This is a genomic window from Arthrobacter sp. NPDC057009, from assembly GCF_042673905.1.
GTDB lineage: Bacteria > Actinomycetota > Actinomycetes > Actinomycetales > Micrococcaceae > Arthrobacter.
On the sequence record NZ_JBHUSB010000027.1, the window covers coordinates 14,913 to 29,110 of the forward strand.

The following is a 14,198-nucleotide window of genomic DNA, read 5'->3' on the forward strand; positions in this document are numbered from 1 at the left end:
AACTAGTGGTGCAAGGCAGTGCGGTCCTGCGGGTTTGCCAGGTGTTCGGGCCGGAGGATTTCCTCGAGTTCAGCGGCCGAGAGCAGCCCGCGTTCCAGGACGAGGGACGTGACACTGCGCCCGGTGGAGAGCGCCTCACGCGCGATGGAAGTTGCCGCGTCGTAACCGATGAGGGGGTTGAGGACGGTCACGACGCCGATGCTCGCCTCGACCTGGGACCGCAGGTACTCCCTGTTGGCGGTGATCCCGTCAATGCAGTGGTCGGCCAGCGTGGTGCATGCAGCGGTGAGGTGGGCCAGGCTGGCGAACAGGGACCGGGCGATGACCGGCTCGAACGCGTTCAGCTGCAGCTGCCCCGCTTCGGCGGCCATGGTGATGGTCAGGTCATTGCCAACGACCTCGAAAGCCACTTGGTTCACCACCTCCGGAATGACCGGATTGACCTTTCCGGGCATGATGCTCGATCCCGCCTGGCGCGGGGGGAGGTTGATTTCCGCGAAGCCCGCCCTGGGCCCGGAGGACAGCAGCCGCAGGTCATTGCAGATCTTTGACAGCTTGACGGCCACCCGTTTCAGCGTTCCGGAGAACAACACGAAGGCTCCGCAGTCCTGGGTAGCCTCCACGAGGTTGTCGGCCGTTACCAGCGGCAGCCCGGTGATGCCCTGCAGGTGCCTGCGTGCCGCCACAGCGTATCCGGGATGGGTGTTGATGCCGGTGCCGATGGCGGTTGCGCCGAGGTTGATCTCGTGCAGATGGACCAGCGCTTCGCGGATCCGCCGTTCGTCCTCGCCCACCATCACCGCATATGTGATGAACTCCTGGCCCAGGGTCATGGGCACCGCGTCCTGCAGCTGCGTCCTGCCCACTTTGACCACGTCGTCGAACTCAACGGCCTTGCGCGCCAGTGCTTCGCGGAGATATGCCATGGCGGCGAGCAACTCATGGGCACCCTGGATGGTCGCGATCTTGATCGCCGTTGGGTACACGTCATTGGTTGACTGGCCCATGTTCACGTCCCCGTTGGGGTGAATCACGGAGTACTGGCCCTTGGGCAGCCCCAAATGTTCCAAGGCACGATTCGCAATGACCTCGTTCGCGTTCATGTTCGTGGAGGTTCCGGCACCGCCCTGGATCACATCCACAACAAACTGGCGGAGCAGGCGTCCCTCCTCGATGTCCCGGCAGGCCTGCACGATGGCATCCTTTTTGGTCCCGTCAATCAGACCCAGATCGAAGTTCGCCAGCACAGCCGCGTGCTTCACCTGGGCAAGTGCCTGGACCAGCCGCGGTAAGGATGAGATTGCGATGCCGGTGATCGGGAAGTTCTCCACTGCACGCAGGGTCTGGATGCCCCAGTAAGCAGCCGCGGGGATCTGCCGGGCGCCCATGAAGTCAGCCTCCGTCCTGCTGCCAGCTGTTTCCAAAAGGGACGATGTCTCGGTCATGTCTGAATCCTTGTGCCGACTGCTCCGCAGGTGCCCTTTTGGACGCTCAAAACGACACTTGCGGAGCAATCGATGGGTTGTTTGGTGGAGAGGAGTCAAGAAGCGGTGACGAATCCGAGGGACTTGTCCACGACGTTCTGCAGCGGATCGGCGTTGCAGTACCGTCGCAGGTTGTCGACGAAGAGTTTGCCGAGATCATCGAGGTAGTCTTGGGTGTCGCCGCTCATGTGGGGTGTGATGATGACGTTGTCCATGCCCCAGAGTGCGTGTCCTTCGGGCAGGGGTTCGGGGTGCACGACGTCCAGGGCGGCGCCGGCGATGGAGCCGGCGACGAGTGCTTCGGTCAGGGCGCTTGTGTGGACGAGCTCCCCCCGCCCGACGTTGACCAGGTGCGCGGACGGCTTCATGGCGGCCAGGACCGCGGCGCTAACCAGGCCCCTGGTCTCGTTTGTCAGTGGCGCGGCCAAGACCAGGAAGTCGTAGTCCCCCACGATCCGGGACAGGTCGCGGGAGGAGTGGATCTGCCCAAAGTCGGCGTCACCTGCGCGGGCGGCGCGGCCGGCCCCATCCACCTTCATGCCAACGGCGCTGAAGAGCCGGGCGATCTCCCGGCCGATGGATCCGGTGCCGACCACGAGCGCGCTCTGGCCCTGGATCTTGCGGGTGACCCGGTGCTGCCAGCGTTTTTGCTGCTGCAGCCGGAACGAACCCTGGGCGTCCTTGGCCAGGTCCAGCACGAACCCGAGCGCGAACTCGGCGATGGACCGGCTCAGGACGCCGCGGGAGTTCGTGTAGGTGATGTCACTGCGGATCAGTTCATCAAAGAGCAGCTGGCTGACGCCGGCGGCCGAGACGTGGACCCACTTCAGGGTTGCCGCCGCGCCCCAGTTCTCCTTCAGGGCCGGTGAGAAGGAGTGCCACTGGTACAGCACGTCTGCGCCGTCCAGCGCCTCCGCCAACCCGTCGGCCTTGGTCAGCCGGACCTCCGCAAGTTCCTCGATTTCGGCCAGGCGGGGCGGCAGCGCCTCCCGGTAAAGGGCCGCAACAACTGGACGCCGGCCCTGCCCCGGGGCCGTCATGACAGCGGAGTCCCGGTAAGCGCCGCGGCCGGGCCCACCTCGTCCGGGGCATACGCGTCGATGGCGGTGAGTACGGCGGCCGTGAATTCCGACGTCGATGAGGTTCCGCCGACGTCGCGGGTTCCCTGCCCATTCCGCAGAGCCGACTCGAACGCTGCCTGCAGGTGGGCGGCCGCTTGGGGGTGGCCGAGGTGTTCGAGCATCATGGCTCCGGACCAGATCTGGCCGACCGGATTGGCCAAACCCTTGCCGGCGATGTCCGGAGCAGAGCCGTGGACCGGTTCGAAAAGGGACGGGAAGTCACCTTCCGGATTCAGGTTGGCACTCGGCGCCAGCCCGATCGAGCCGGTCACGGAACTGCCCAGATCGGAGAGGATGTCCCCGAGCAGGTTGGAGGCTACGATGACGTCCAGGGTCCAGGGTTTGAGTACAAGGTGGGCCGCCAGGGCGTCCACGAGCTCATGCGTGACGCTGACGCCGGGATAGTCCTTGACGGTCTCCTCCACAACCTCGTCCCAGAACGGCATGGTGTGGATGATGCCGTTGCTCTTCGTCGCCGATGTCAGCTTCCCCGACCGCGACGAGGCGAGGGACGCAGCGAAACGGGCGGCGCGGGAGACGCCAAGCCGGGTGAAGATGGTTTCCTGCACCGCGCTCTCGTGCGGCAGCCCGCGGTACATCCGCCCGCCGACCTCTGAGTATTCGCCCTCGTTGTTCTCCCGAACGATCAGGAGGTCGATCGGGTTCTCCGCCGCAAGAGGTGACGCGACGCCGTCGAGCGTTTTGACCGGGCGGAGGTTGATGTACTGCTGGAATTCACGCCGGATCGGGATCAGCAGCCCCCACAGGGACTCCGTGTCCGGAACCTCCGGGGACCCGACGGCGCCCAGGAAGATGGCGTCGTGCCTTGCGAGCTGTTCCAGCCCGTCAGCCGGCATCATCCTCCCGTGGCTGAGGTAATAGTCGGAGCCCCAGTCAAAGGACGTGAATTCCAGGCTCAGCGAATGGAGGTCCGCGATCCGCTCCAGGCAGGCGATGGCTGCCGGGACGACTTCCTTGCCGATGCCGTCTCCAGCGATGACTGCGATGCTGTGCCTACTCATGAGGTCCCCGCCAGACGGCCGAGGCTTTGCCAGCGCGGTTGCTCTCCAAGGTTGATGATGGTGTTCTTCGGTTCGGTCATTTCGTGGACGGCGTAACGGACGCCTTCGCGGCCGACGCCGGATTTTTTGAACCCGCCGAAGGGCATGGAGTCGATGCGGACGTCGCTGGTCTCGTTGATCACCACGGCGCCCACGTGCAGCTGCTCGGCGATGGTCAGGGCCCGGTCAATGGACTGGGTGAAGACGCCTGCCTGGAGACCGTAGGCTGTGTTGTTGGCTTCATGGATCGCGTCGGCGATCTCGATGAACGGGATGATGGTAACCACCGGCCCGAAGACTTCCTCCCTGATCACCTTGCATTCCGAGGGCACGTCGGTCAGCACGGTCGGCTCATAGAAGGTGCCGCGTCGCCGCCCGCCGGCCTGGACCCTGGCCCCGGCTGCCTTTGCCTCCTCCACCCATTCCTCAACACGTTTGGCTTCGTCTTCGGAAATCAGCGGACCGACGTCGGTGCTGCGATCGAGCTTGGGTCCCGTTGTGAGGGACTTGGTGCCCACGGTCACCTGTGCCAGGATCTCCTCGAACAGCGAGGTGTGGACGTAGACGCGCTGCACGGAAAGGCAGTTCTGCCCCGCCACTCCGAACGCTCCGGCAACGATCGCCTTCGCGGCCGCATCGGCATCGGCATCGGGGCAGACGATCGTGGCGTTGTTGCCGCCCAGCTCCGAGAGGATCTTCTTGGACCCGGCAGCGGCGGCGATGCGTTCCGCCGTCGCCGGGCCGCCCGTGAAGGAGATCAGGTCCACCTGCTGGTCGGTGACGAGCGCCCTGGAGACACCGGGACCAGTGACGATTGCGGCGAGGCGTCCCGACGGGACGCCGGCCTCGAGCAACAGCTGGACGAGGGCCAGACCGGTCAGCGGGGTTCGGGTGGAGGGTTTAAGTACGACGCCGTTGCCTCCGATGAGGGCCGGGCCCAACTTGTGTGCCACCAGGTTCAGCGGATCGTTGAACGGCGTGATTGCCGCGACGATGCCCACCGGTTTCCGGCTGTACCAGCCGATCTTGTTCCCGCCGGCCATGCTGTCTTCAAACCCGAGGGTCTCCCCCGCCAGCTCGCTCGATGCCGCTGCGGACAGCCGGAGGGTCTCCACGCACCGGCTCACCTCTCGCTCGGCTTCGGTGATGGTCTTGCTGCTTTCGGCGGCGATGATGTTGGCGAAGTACGCAGCCTGCTCCGTCAGCAGCAGCGCCGCGTTTTCCAGCGCCTCCCGGCGGGACCGCAACGGCCAGTCCTGGATCTGGAGGTGCCGATGAACGTGGGCGATGGCCCGGCGCACATCCTGCGGAGTAGACGTGCAGACCCGCCCCAACAGCAGGCCGTCCTGAGGATCCCGGACCTCCACGGTCAGGTCAGCGGTTTGCCACTGCCCTTCCATGAAGGCTCCCCCGGGGAGTTTGGCGATTTGTGCCCGGCTGTACCCTGTTTCCGGGCATGCGTCAGCGAGGGGCGTCGATAGCGACATGTGATCCCTTGTCTAGATGAGTCGGCTAGGTGATTCGGCTGGTGCTTCGTTCGCCGGTCTACTTGACCCGGTCGATGATCTTGGCTGCTGCGCCGATGAAGGGCAGGAACCACGGCGGGCCGAAGTGGCCCGGCACGGGCGGGTTCTTCAGGTCACCCCACACGTTGGCGGACTTGTCTCCGCCCATGTAGTGCGCCATCCGTTTGCCCATGTGCGCGGCCATCTGGACCCCGTGGCCGCTGTAGTTGAGCGAGTAGAAGAGCCCGTCGTGCTCGCCGGCGTGGACCATCTGGTCCATCGACAGGTCCACGAGCCCGCCCCAGATGTAGTCCACCCGGGCCTTGTCGAGGTAGGGAAACAGCTCGAGCATGGCCTTGCGCAGGATCTCGGCGCTCTTGACGTCGGAGTCCGGGCTCGAGAGTGCGAACCGGGCCCGGCCGCCGAAGAGGAGCCGGTTGTCCGGAGTGATCCGGAAGTAGTAGGTCAGCATTTTGCTGTCCGAGGCCATCCGCCGGTTCGGCAGGATGCGGTTCACGACGTCCTCGGGCAGCGGCTCGGTGACGATGATAAAGCTGCCCACGGGGATCACGCGGCGCTGCATCCACGGGGTGACGCTGCCGGTGTAGCCGCTCGTCGCGACCAGGACCTGCTTGGCCCGGGTGATCCCGCGGGTGGTGTGCACGTCGTGCACCGTGCCGTTGATGCGCTTGAGCTCGGTCACGCCCGCGTCCTCGCAGACCACCGCGCCGGCACCGACGGCCGCCCCCGCCAGACCGTGCGAGAACTTGCCCACGTGCAGGCCCGCGCCGAGCGGGTCCATCATCGCGCCCTTATAGAAGTCCGTGCCGATCTCGGAGTGGATCTCGGACTTCGGGATCAACGTGACGTGGTGGTCCACAAGCTTGGCCAGGAGCTCCTGGGACTTCCGGAAGCCGTCGTTGTGCGACTCATGGAAGGCCAGGGATAGCTTGCCGAAGCGCTTGAAGTCGCAGTCAATCGCGTAGTCGTGGACGATCTTCTCGATACTCTCGATCGCGTCGTTGTACTCGCGGAAGTATTCCACCGCGCGGGCCTCACCGTAGCGCTTGACCGCGGTGCTGAAGCCGATGGCCAGGCCGGTGGTGGCCATGCCGCCGTTGCGGCCGGACGCGCCCCAGCCGACGGTGTGGCGTTCGAAGACCGCAACGCTCGCGCCCTGCTTCGCGAACTCGAGCGCGGCGGAGAGGCCGGTGAAGCCGGCGCCGATGATCGCGACGTCGACGTTCTCCGGCACGGGGGTGCGCCGGTAGTCACCGGAGGGCTCGGCTGTGTCCAGCCAATAGGGAACGAGTTTCATGGTGTGACCTTTCGCCTCGACGTCGGTTTAGAGACCGAGGTGCTTGTTGATCTCGTCCAGGGACTTGGCAACGTTGAGGTCGTAGCCCGGGCCAATGGGGTCGTAGCCACGGTCCAGCACCCAGAGGTTCCGGAAGCCCATGTCGTGCATCGGGTGCATGTCGTAGCGTGTGTGCGAGGAGATGTGCAGGAAGTCCTCCGGCTTGGCATTGAGGGTGTCCAGCATGTACTCGAACGCCTGGTAGCGCGGCTTGTAGGCCTGGGCCTGCTCAGCCGTGTATACGGCGTGGAAGTCTGCACCGAGCTTCGGGATGCTGATGTCCAGGAAGCTGGTGTCAGCGTTGGACAGGGCCACCAGCTTGTAGTTGTCGCCCATCAGTTTCAGCGGAGCCGGCACGTCCTCGTGGGCAACCCAGCCGCGTACAGCCTCAGCAAACTCTGCGCCGGCACCGGGGGTCGGTCCAATTCCCCAGCGCTTGCACACGCGGTCAAAGGAGTCCTGAAGGATCGCCTCGTATGGCTTGTAGTCGCCAAGGACCTCATCGAACCGGTACCCGCGGAACTGCTTCTTGAACGTGGGCCACTGCTCCTCAGAGATACGCCCATCCAACAGACGGCGGGTCGTGGGATCAATGTCGAAGTTGATAAGCGTGCCGTAAACATCAAAAGAGATGTACTTCGGCCGGGAGTTGGTCTCTGCCATGATTCGTCCGTTTCTTGAAGTTGTGTGGGGGCCCGGATGCGAGCCTCATTGCGGTTCCAGGGCAAGTTCAGAGCGAGTTGGACTCTTCCCCGTGGCAGGGGACTCCGCCACCCGATACATCGACTCTAGGACTGAAAATTGTAAATTGTCAACAGTTTGGCGGCTCCCCTTCAGGTCTCGTTAAGCCATCATTTTTCTTTTCGTCAATTGTTGACAATCCTGTTCTGAGGCGGTTGCATTGGCTTAGATGCGGAGGAGATCCGGATCACAACCCCGCATGAAGCACACCACGTCAGGCGCCGGCCCGGCGTCCACGCAAGGGATATCGGGCAGCCGGTCCTGCGATATATGCACTCCGTTTTGGCCGATCCAACTCAGCCGGAACCATCCGAAGGGAAGCACCATGAAGACCAGAAACAAAGTCCAGACCGCAGCCGCAGGGCTCGCCGTCGTATTGGCATTGAGCGCCTGTGGCGGCTCGGCCACTGGGGGCACAGCTACGGGAGATTCCAGGACCTCGAACACTGCCGACATCTCCGAGGGCGTCCAGCCTGACGCGGCAGCGGTCAAACTGTTGCCGCAGTCGTACAAGGACAAGGGCGAGCTGACGGTCGCGATGGACCTCCACTACCCGCCCACGACGTTCCTCGCGGAGGACAACACCACCCCGATTGGCCTGAACCCGGATGTTGCCCGGCTTGTTGCCAAGAAGCTGGACCTGAAGCTGAAGTTCGTTGACACGAAGTTCGACACGATCGTCCCGGGCCTGGACGGCGGGCGTTTCGACTTCACCGCCACCACGATGTCCAAGACCGAGGAGCGGCTGCAGGTGCTGGACATGATCGATTATTTCCGGGCCGGCAACTCCGTGGCCGCTGCCGCCGGGAACCCGCAGAACCTCACCGTCGAGACCCTGTGCGGAAAGAACATCGCCGTGACCCAGGGCTCCACCGGGCAGCTCAAGCGCCTCCCGGCCCTCAACGAGCAGACCTGCACCTCCAAGGGACAGCCGGCGATCAACGCCGTGACACTGCCCAACGTCCAGGAGGCCCTGACCCAGCTGCACTCCAAGCGGATCGACGGCGTGCTGTATGACACGACCTCGCTGGGTTGGGCTGAGAAGCAGCAGCCAGGTTCCTTCACCATCCTTGGCCGGGTCAATGTCGGTTCGAACGACGTGACCGCGATCGGTGTGAAGAAGGGCTCGGCGCTGACTCCGGCGCTGCAGGCAGCTGTCCAGTCCGTCCTGAAGACCCCGGAGTACAAGGAGTCCCTGGAGACCTGGGGCCTGGAGTCCGGGGCCATCACCGACGCCAAGCTGAACTAGCGGGAGGCCTTGATGGTTACAGCTACTAGAAAAGGAAGTCAAGCAGCGATGGGTAGCATCGATGCAGCCCTGAAGCCGCGGCTTCAGCTTCGGACTCCCGCCGAGTACGCCGGGTGGGTCCTGAGCATCCTTGTCGGCATCGGGATCCTGACCTCGGTCCTGACCAACCCCAACTTCAGGTGGGACATCGTCGGGAAGTACTTCTTCGCCGAGTCGATCCTGCGCGGGCTGATGCTCACGATCTTCCTCACGGTCGCGAGCATGGCCCTGGGCACCCTGCTCGGGCTGGCCCTGGCGGTCATGCGTTCCTCGCGCGTGAAGCCGGTTGCCATCGCGGCCGGTATCTACATCACCTTGTTCCGCGGCACCCCGGTGCTGGTGCAGCTGATCTTCTGGTTCAACATCTCCGCCCTGTACCCGAACCTGACCATCGGCATTCCGTTCACCAACATCGGGACTGCGGTGGACACGAACGCGATCATGGGCCCCATCACAGCAGCCCTGGTTGGCCTGACGCTGAACGAGGCCGCTTATATGGCCGAAATCATCCGAGGCGGTTTCTCGGCCGTGGGCAAGGGCCAGATCGAGGCCGCGGACTCGCTCGGGATGAGCGCGGGCATGAAGATGCGCAAGGTCATCATTCCCCAGGCGATGCCCTCGATCATCCCGGCTACCGGTAACCAGGTCATCGGCATGTTCAAGGGAACCTCCCTCGTCAGCGTCCTGGGCGTCGCGGAACTGCTGCAAAGTGCGCAGCTGATCTACGCCCGCACCTACGAGACCATTCCGCTGCTGATCGTCGCCAGCCTCTGGTACCTGGTGATGACCCTGCTGCTGAGCTACCCGCAGTCCAAGCTCGAGCAAAAATACTCCCGCGCAACCTCCAGGCTTCCCCGCAAAGCCAAGGCCGTTACGCTGACAGACACGGAAGGTATAGCCCGATGAGCACCGACGGAACTATTGTCGCCCGCAAAATCCGCAAGTCCTTCGGACCCAAAACAGTCCTGAAAGACATCGACCTGGACATCGCCAGCGGCGAGATCTGCTGCATCATCGGCCCCTCCGGTTCCGGCAAATCCACGATCCTGCGCTGCATCAACGGCCTGGAGACCGTCGACTCCGGAGTCCTGAAGGTCAACGGTGAAGACTTCGGCTACTACGAAACCGACACCGCCTACCACGCCCTGCCGCCCAAGAAACTCGCCGCCCAGCGCACCCGGGTCGGCATGGTCTTCCAGCAGTTCAACCTCTTCCCCAACATGACCGCCGAGGAAAACGTCATGTCCGGGCCCGTGCTGGTCAAAGGCGCCGACAAGAAAGCCTCCGCGAAACGGGCACACGAACTGCTCGCCAGTGTGGGCCTTGCCGGGTTCGGGGACTACTACCCCGCCCAGCTCTCCGGCGGACAGCAGCAGCGCGTCGCGATCGCCCGGTCCCTGGCCATGGACCCCGAGATCATGCTCTTCGACGAACCCACCTCCGCCCTGGACCCGGAAAAAGTCGGCGAAGTCCTCATGGTCATGCAGGACCTGGCCAAGAAGGGCATGACCATGGTCGTGGTCACCCACGAAATGGGCTTCGCCCGCGAAGTCTCAGACTCCCTGATCTTCATGGACGACGGCTACGTAGTTGAACGCGGCGACGCCCGGGAAGTCCTGCGCAATCCAAAGGAAGCCCGCACCAAGGCCTTCCTGGACAAGGTGCTCTAAACATGGACGGAGAACTCGCCGTCATCGGCCTCGGCAGCATCGGAAGCATGGCCCTCTGGCAAGCCTCCCGCCTCACCGACTCGGTCACCGGCTTCGAAGCAGCAACCCCCGCCCACGGCCGCAGCGCCGTAGGCGGAGACACCCGCCTGTTCCGCATGCTCTACCGCGGCAACCCCGACTACTACCCCATCCTGGAACGCTCCCGTGCCCTCTGGGCCGAACTCGAAGCCGAAACCGGCCAGAACATCCTCACCCGCTGCGGGGGACTGTCCATCGGAACGAACAACGGCCCCTACCTCTCCGCGCTGCTCGACACCACCCGCGCCACCGGCGCCGAGCACCAAATCCTTACCCGCGAAGACATGGCAGAGCGCTACCCCCAGCACAACCTCCGCGATGACGACATCGCCGTCTACGATCCCCACGCCGGGGCCCTGCGCACCGAACGAGCCGTCACCGCCGCTGTCACCGCCGCGCAGGCGAACGGGGCAACCATTCACACCAACACCCCCATTGACAGCATCGAGGAAACCAACGACGGCGTCCTCATCACCTCCGGCAGCAGATCCTGGACGTTTGAGAACGTCATCGTCTCCTCCGGCGGCTGGTCCCAGCGCCTCATGCCCGACTACCTGAAAACCGCAACTGAAACCAAACGGATCTTCCTGACCTGGTTCCCCGCAAAAAACCCGGCCGAGTTCTCACCCGACCGATTCCCCATCTTCATCCGGATTTCAGGCGACCGCTCCATGTATGGTGCGCCCGCCGTTGACGGCGCAACTGTCAAGGCAACCCTGGACGGACGCGGCAAACCCACACCCTCCGCCGACTCCGTCCTCCGGGACCTCACCCCCGGGGAGATCACAGAAACCACCGAAACCGTCACCGAGTTCTTCCCCGGCCTGCACCCCACCATTGTCCGCACAGACGCCTTCCCCGACCTGTTCACGAAGGACGGAAACCCCCTCCTTGGCCGATTCAGCGAAGGCAGCAGGATCTACTGCGCCACCGGCTTCTCCGGAGGCGGCTTCAAGAATGCCACTGGCTACGGGGAAATAGCCGCGCACGAGGCCTTGGGCAAACGGTCCTTTGAAGGCCTGGATTTCGTAAGGCCCCGACGGTACAAGACCAACTGACGCCGACAGTTAGAAGCTGGCTGCGATCGCACTGATCGCATATTGTTGACAATTTACAGTTCCTTAGAAAGTATGAAGCCATGGCAACTCTCAGCCCCCTCCTCAAGCAGGCAACTCCGGTGGTCGTAGACCATGCTCTCGGCAGCTGGATCCACGCCACCGACGGTAAAAAGTACCTCGATTTCACCACCGGAATCGGCGTTACGAGTACGGGACACTGCCACCCCGACGTCGTAGCGGCAGCCCGCGAACAGGTGGGCAAGATTGTCCATGCCCAGTACACCACCGTGATGCACAAGCCATTGCTTGAGCTCACCGACAGGCTGGGAGACTTCCTGCCCTCGGGGCTGGACAGCGTTTTCTACGCCACCTCCGGCTCCGAGGCAGTGGAAGCCTCCGTCCGCCTTGCGCGGATGGCCACGGGCCGGCCCAACATCATCTCCTTCCAGGGCGGCTTCCACGGCAGGACCGTGGGCGCTGCCTCCCTTACCACCGCAGGCACCAAATTCCGGTCCGGCTTCTCCCCCCTCATGGGCGGGGTGCACATCGCGCCCTTCCCGCATTCGTACCGGTACGGCTGGGACGAGGAAACAGCAGTCAACTTCGCACTGAAGGAACTGGATCACCTCTTCCTCAGCATCAGCAGCCCAGCAGACACTGCCGGCTTCATCATCGAACCCGTCCTCGGCGACGGCGGCTACATCCCCACTCCCCCGGCGTTCCTGCAGGGCCTGCGGGAACGGGCTGACCGGCACGGCATCGTGCTCATCGTGGACGAAGTCCAGGCTGGCGTGGGCCGCACCGGAAAGTTCTGGGGACACGAGTGGGCAGGGATCCGCCCCGACGTCGTCATTACCGCCAAGGGCCTGGCGAGCGGTTTCCCGATCTCGGCCATTGCCGCCTCGGCGGAACTGATGGGCAAGGCCTGGCCCGGCTCCCAGGGCGGCACCTACGGCGGAAACGCCGTCGCCGCCGCGGCCGGCGTGGCGACCCTCGGCGTCATTGAACGCGAAAACCTGGTGGAGAACGCCCTGCTCCGCGGCGATGAGCTGCGCACCGGACTGGAAGGCCTCAAGGCAGACTTTGCGGGAATCGGAAACGTCCGCGGCCGCGGCCTCATGCAAGGCATCGAATTCACCACGGCGGACAACGTCCCTGATGCCGCTACCGCCGTGGCCGTCCAGCAGGCAGCCATCAAGGAAGAGCTCCTCCTGCTCACCTGCGGGCCGCACGGCAACGTCATCCGCATCATCCCGCCCCTCAACGTCAGCAGCGACGAGATCCAGGCAGGGCTGACCAGGTTCACCCAGGCGCTGAAGACGGCCACCTCCTAATCCCCCTACGATCCTTGAAAGCGTGACATGAGCTCTTCATTTGACCCCACTGGCCTCCACACCGAGCTGTTCATTGACGGCGCCTGGCAGAACGCCGCCGGCGGCGCCACTTTCCCTGTAGAAAACCCGGCCACCCATGAAATCATCGCCCACGTGGCCGACGGCGGGTCCGAAGACGCAGCCCGGGCCATCGAGGCCGCAGGCCGCGCCCAGACAGAATGGGCGAAGTCCACTCCCCGGGCACGGGCCGACATCCTGCGCCGCGCCTTTGAGCTGGTTATTGCCAACACCGACCGTCTCGCAGCGATCATGACGGCTGAGATGGGCAAGCCTTTGGCGGAGGCGAAGGGCGAAGTGGCTTACGGCGCAGAAATGCTCCGCTGGTTCTCAGAAGAAGCCGTCCGCATCGGCGGAGATCAGGCTACCTCCGTTGACGGCAAAAACAGGATCATGATCACCAAGGAACCGGTCGGCCCGTGCGTACTGGTCACCCCGTGGAACTTCCCGCTGGCCATGGGTGCCCGCAAAATCGCCCCGGCCATTGCCGCGGGCTGCACCATGGTCTTCAAGCCTGCCGAGCTGACACCGCTGACGTCCCTTGCCCTGGTTGAAATCTTCAGGGAGGCAGGACTGCCTGACGGCGTCCTGAACGTCGTGACCACCTCCAGCGCCTCCACAGTTGTCGGACACTGGATGAGCAGCGGCATTGCACGGAAGGTGAGCTTTACCGGCTCCACCGAGGTCGGCAAGATCCTGCTGCGCCAGGCGGCCGAGAGCGTCATGCGCTCCTCCATGGAACTGGGTGGAAACGCCCCGTTCATCGTCCTGGCCGATGCGGACATTGAAAAAGCCGTGGACGGCGCCATGAAGGCCAAGATGCGCAACATGGGCGAGGCCTGCACCGCTGCGAACCGCTTCTTCGTGCACCGCTCCGTCATCGAAGAATTCAGCGAGAAGTTCGCCAAGAGGATCTCCGAACTGCAAGTGGGCAACGGCGCACTGGAGGGAACCGACGTCGGACCCCTCATCGAACAGAAGGGCTTGGACAAGGTTGAGAGCCTGGTCAGCGATGCGGTCGCCAAGGGCGCGCGCATCCTGACAGGCGGCAGCCGCCCGGAGGGTCCGGGATACTTCTACACCCCCACCGTCCTGACCGACGTGCCCCTGGACGCAGATATGATGACTACTGAGATTTTCGGTCCGGTCGCGGGCATTACGCCCTTCGACAGCGAGGACGAAGTGCTGCGCCTCGCCAACGACACCGAATGGGGCCTGGTGGGCTACGTCTTTACAGAGAGCATGGAAAAGGCCCTGCGCTTCTCCGCAGACCTGGAAGTAGGCATGGTCGGACTGAACACCGGCCTGGTCTCCAATCCTGCAGCACCCTTCGGGGGCGTCAAGCAGTCCGGCCTGGGACGCGAAGGCGGCAAGATTGGCATCGATGAATTCCTGGAAACGAAGTACACAGCAGTAGCGGTCTAGAGGGCCTTTAGGCCGAAGA

Annotated in this window: 12 protein-coding genes; 6 read left to right on the forward strand and 6 right to left on the reverse strand. The window is 64.0% G+C overall.

Annotated features, from left to right (window positions below; genetic code table 11):
* Positions 1-2 precede the first annotated feature (2 nt).
* The 6 genes from aspA to ACFTR6_RS20060 all read right to left on the reverse strand — a co-directional run bounded on the left by aspA (position 3) and on the right by ACFTR6_RS20060 (position 7,191).
* Positions 3-1,445: an aspartate ammonia-lyase gene (gene aspA, locus ACFTR6_RS20035; protein ID WP_377959212.1), complete on the reverse strand. Its 1,443-nt coding sequence runs from the start codon at positions 1,443-1,445 to the stop codon at positions 3-5.
* Between the two features lie 95 nt (positions 1,446-1,540).
* Positions 1,541-2,524, reverse strand: coding sequence for a D-2-hydroxyacid dehydrogenase (locus tag ACFTR6_RS20040; protein ID WP_377959213.1), 984 nt, complete (start codon positions 2,522-2,524; stop codon positions 1,541-1,543).
* Positions 2,521-3,627, reverse strand: coding sequence for a tartrate dehydrogenase (locus ACFTR6_RS20045; RefSeq protein ID WP_377959214.1), 1,107 nt, complete (start codon positions 3,625-3,627; stop codon positions 2,521-2,523). Before ACFTR6_RS20045 ends, ACFTR6_RS20040 begins: the two co-directional genes overlap by 4 nt.
* The gene (locus ACFTR6_RS20050; protein ID WP_377959215.1) at positions 3,624-5,066 is read right to left on the reverse strand and encodes an aldehyde dehydrogenase family protein; all 1,443 of its coding nucleotides are present in this window, start codon (positions 5,064-5,066) and stop codon (positions 3,624-3,626) included. The genes ACFTR6_RS20045 and ACFTR6_RS20050 overlap by 4 nt, the downstream gene beginning before the upstream one ends.
* Positions 5,067-5,211: 145 nt before the next feature.
* Positions 5,212-6,489 carry an FAD-binding oxidoreductase gene (locus ACFTR6_RS20055; protein WP_076798486.1) on the reverse strand — a complete coding sequence of 426 codons (1,278 nt, stop codon included), beginning with the start codon at positions 6,487-6,489 and terminating at the stop codon, positions 5,212-5,214.
* A 27-nt stretch (positions 6,490-6,516) separates the two neighbouring features.
* Positions 6,517-7,191 carry a haloacid dehalogenase type II gene (locus tag ACFTR6_RS20060; RefSeq protein ID WP_076798487.1) on the reverse strand — a complete coding sequence of 225 codons (675 nt, stop codon included), beginning with the start codon at positions 7,189-7,191 and terminating at the stop codon, positions 6,517-6,519.
* Positions 7,192-7,594: 403 nt separating this feature from the next.
* Here ACFTR6_RS20060 and ACFTR6_RS20065 point away from each other — a divergent pair, with 403 nt between their 5' ends.
* The 6 genes from ACFTR6_RS20065 (at position 7,595) to ACFTR6_RS20090 (ending at position 14,179) form a co-directional block, all read left to right on the forward strand.
* Positions 7,595-8,518: an ABC transporter substrate-binding protein gene (locus ACFTR6_RS20065; protein WP_076798488.1), complete on the forward strand. Its 924-nt coding sequence runs from the start codon at positions 7,595-7,597 to the stop codon at positions 8,516-8,518.
* Between the two features lie 48 nt (positions 8,519-8,566).
* Entirely contained in the window at positions 8,567-9,463 is an 897-nt protein-coding gene (locus ACFTR6_RS20070) for an amino acid ABC transporter permease (RefSeq protein ID WP_076798489.1), read from the forward strand.
* Positions 9,460-10,227 (forward strand): amino acid ABC transporter ATP-binding protein, encoded by a 768-nt coding sequence (locus ACFTR6_RS20075; protein ID WP_076798490.1) that lies wholly within the window; start codon positions 9,460-9,462, stop codon positions 10,225-10,227. Before ACFTR6_RS20070 ends, ACFTR6_RS20075 begins: the two co-directional genes overlap by 4 nt.
* 2 nt (positions 10,228-10,229) lie before the next feature.
* Complete coding sequence (solA, locus tag ACFTR6_RS20080; protein ID WP_377959216.1) at positions 10,230-11,363, forward strand: N-methyl-L-tryptophan oxidase; 1,134 nt, start codon at positions 10,230-10,232, stop codon at positions 11,361-11,363.
* A gap of 80 nt (positions 11,364-11,443) precedes the next feature.
* Positions 11,444-12,697, forward strand: a complete 1,254-nt coding sequence (locus tag ACFTR6_RS20085) for an aspartate aminotransferase family protein (RefSeq protein ID WP_377959217.1) — start codon at positions 11,444-11,446, stop codon at positions 12,695-12,697.
* A gap of 27 nt (positions 12,698-12,724) precedes the next feature.
* Positions 12,725-14,179, forward strand: coding sequence for an NAD-dependent succinate-semialdehyde dehydrogenase (locus tag ACFTR6_RS20090; RefSeq protein ID WP_377959218.1), 1,455 nt, complete (start codon positions 12,725-12,727; stop codon positions 14,177-14,179).
* The last annotated feature ends 19 nt before the right edge of the window (positions 14,180-14,198 follow it).

What these genes read in the sequence shown, in the direction of transcription:
- aspA (WP_377959212.1), bottom strand. Translation starts at nt 1,445, where the DNA reads ATGACCGAGACATCGTCCCTTTTGGAAACAGCTGGCAGCAGGACGGAG.
- ACFTR6_RS20040 (WP_377959213.1), bottom strand. Translation starts at nt 2,524, where the DNA reads ATGACGGCCCCGGGGCAGGGCCGGCGTCCAGTTGTTGCGGCCCTTTAC.
- ACFTR6_RS20045 (WP_377959214.1), bottom strand. Translation starts at nt 3,627, where the DNA reads ATGAGTAGGCACAGCATCGCAGTCATCGCTGGAGACGGCATCGGCAAG.
- ACFTR6_RS20050 (WP_377959215.1), bottom strand. Translation starts at nt 5,066, where the DNA reads ATGGAAGGGCAGTGGCAAACCGCTGACCTGACCGTGGAGGTCCGGGAT.
- ACFTR6_RS20055 (WP_076798486.1), bottom strand. Translation starts at nt 6,489, where the DNA reads ATGAAACTCGTTCCCTATTGGCTGGACACAGCCGAGCCCTCCGGTGAC.
- ACFTR6_RS20060 (WP_076798487.1), bottom strand. Translation starts at nt 7,191, where the DNA reads ATGGCAGAGACCAACTCCCGGCCGAAGTACATCTCTTTTGATGTTTAC.
- ACFTR6_RS20065 (WP_076798488.1), top strand. Translation starts at nt 7,595, where the DNA reads ATGAAGACCAGAAACAAAGTCCAGACCGCAGCCGCAGGGCTCGCCGTC.
- ACFTR6_RS20070 (WP_076798489.1), top strand. Translation starts at nt 8,567, where the DNA reads ATGGGTAGCATCGATGCAGCCCTGAAGCCGCGGCTTCAGCTTCGGACT.
- ACFTR6_RS20075 (WP_076798490.1), top strand. Translation starts at nt 9,460, where the DNA reads ATGAGCACCGACGGAACTATTGTCGCCCGCAAAATCCGCAAGTCCTTC.
- solA (WP_377959216.1), top strand. Translation starts at nt 10,230, where the DNA reads ATGGACGGAGAACTCGCCGTCATCGGCCTCGGCAGCATCGGAAGCATG.
- ACFTR6_RS20085 (WP_377959217.1), top strand. Translation starts at nt 11,444, where the DNA reads ATGGCAACTCTCAGCCCCCTCCTCAAGCAGGCAACTCCGGTGGTCGTA.
- ACFTR6_RS20090 (WP_377959218.1), top strand. Translation starts at nt 12,725, where the DNA reads ATGAGCTCTTCATTTGACCCCACTGGCCTCCACACCGAGCTGTTCATT.